Raw genomic sequence first — 1,839 nt, forward strand, 5'->3', positions numbered from 1 at the left:
CTCCTGATCGGACAACCGCCGTGCTCGCACAGGTTCGGCCATACGGATCCTCCTGCCGTCATCGTGCATGTCGATACGACACTGAAGCAGAATCCGGCGAAGCCTGCGCAAGCCGTCGGGTGTGTCCACGGCCCGGTGAACCTATGTGGTCACCGCACTAGTGTCATCCGCCTGAAATTCGCCAGCTAAACCCGTATGGTGTTGGCTGTGGCGCATCCAGGACCGTCCGCAGTGGAGATCCACTTATCGGAGAGTGAGCGGGCTCGGCTGATCGGCATGTCAGCGGAGTCGTCGAGGGTGGCGGTCCGGGCGAGGATCGTGCTGGCGTGTGCAGGGCCGGGGATCAGCACCGCGCAGGTAGCACGGGATCTGGGCCTTGCGGAGAGCACGGTGCGCAAGTGGCGTGCAGCTTTCGCCCGGGGTGGACTGGAGGCGCTGGCCGATGACGTGCGCACGGGCCGGCCCAAGGCGGAGCTGGCGCGGTGTCGGAGGCCGAGCGGGCGGTGTTGCAGCGGTGGGCGCGGCGGGCCAAGTCCGCGCAGATCCTAGCGATGCGCGCGAAGATCGTGCTGGGATGCGCGGACGGCAAGGACAACAAGCAGATCGCTGCTGAGCTGCGGGTGCATCCGGACACAGTCTCCAAATGGCGTCATCGGTTCCTGCGCCTGCGGCTGGACGGGCTGATCGATGAGGGGCGCCCAGGCCGCCCGCCGTCGATCAGCCTGGACCATGTCGAGCAGGTGGTGGTGGCCACGCTGGAGGAGACACCGGCCGGCGCCACACACTGGACCCGCGCCTCGATGGCGCGGCGCAGCGGACTGTCGGAGTCGACCATCGGCCGGATCTGGCGGGCCTTCGACCTCAAGCCGCACCGCACGACGACGTTCAAGCTGTCGACCGATCCACTGTTCGTGGAGAAGGTCATCGACGTAGTCGGGCTGTATCACGACCCGCCGGAACGCGCGGTGGTGCTCTGCGTCGATGAGAAGTCCCAGATCCAGGCGCTGGACCGCTCCCAGCCGGTGCTGCCGATGATGCCGGGCATGCCCGAGCGGCGCACCCACGACTACGTTCGTCATGGCATCACCAGCCTGTTCGCCGCCTTCAACATCGCCGACGGGACCGTCATCGGCGAACTGCACCGCCAGCACCGCGCCGCCGAGTTCAAGAAGTTTCTCGTCACCATCGACAAGACCGTGCCGGCCGAGCTGGATGTCCACCTGATCTGCGACAACTACGGCACCCACAAGACGCCGGCGATCAGAGCGTGGCTGGCCCGGCATCCCCGCTTCCACATGCATTTCACTCCGACCGGCTCTTCCTGGATCAATCAGGTTGAGCGCTGGTTCGGCTACCTGACCGACCAGCTCATCCGCCGCGGGGTGCACAAGAGCGTCCAGGCGCTGGAGGACGACATCCGCGCCTGGATGGACCGCTGGAACGCCGATCCCAAGCCCTTCGTCTGGACCAAGACCGCCGAGGAGATCCTCGAATCCCTCGCCAAATATTGCCGACGAATTTCAGGCGGATGACACTACAGAAAATGAAGTGCCAGGGTGACGACCCGGCTGGGCCGCTCACCTGCTCAAACACTCGCTCGGTCGGTAACCTTGGCCTTTGATCCTCTGTAGCGACGTGACCACACTTCTCCCGCGTGCTGGGAGCGGCCGACAGGGTGGGTCGCCGACCCCGTCGGGCCCTGCCCTGGCCCTGCCCCAAGACCAGGTAGTTAAGGTTTCTGGGCGGTTGGCAAGGGCGCTGTGGAGATCGGCTCGGCGGTGTAGATGCCTGGTTTTATCTTGCGGATGATCCGGCTGGCGGCCCAGCGCGATAGCTGCC

General features: G+C 65.7%; 1 protein-coding gene and 1 pseudogene. Both read left to right on the top strand.

Features of this window, described 5'->3' with window-relative positions:
- Positions 1-276 precede the first annotated feature (276 nt).
- Positions 277-549 carry a helix-turn-helix domain-containing protein gene (locus tag ACTWPW_RS63965; RefSeq protein WP_443175003.1) on the top strand — a complete coding sequence of 91 codons (273 nt, stop codon included), beginning with the start codon at positions 277-279 and terminating at the stop codon, positions 547-549.
- Positions 483-1,532 (top strand): annotated as a pseudogene (locus tag ACTWPW_RS63970) (IS630 family transposase); the annotation flags it as partial. The gene ACTWPW_RS63965 and the pseudogene ACTWPW_RS63970, both read left to right, overlap by 67 nt.
- Positions 1,533-1,839: the final 307 nt, after the last annotated feature.

It is taken from the genome of Nonomuraea sp. KM90 (assembly GCF_052246675.1).
In the GTDB taxonomy this organism is placed as follows: domain Bacteria; phylum Actinomycetota; class Actinomycetes; order Streptosporangiales; family Streptosporangiaceae; genus Nonomuraea.

Bases quoted from the DNA above. Each gene is read 5' to 3' on its own strand.
- ACTWPW_RS63965 (WP_443175003.1), top strand. From the start codon at position 277: ATGTCAGCGGAGTCGTCGAGGGTGGCGGTCCGGGCGAGGATCGTGCTG.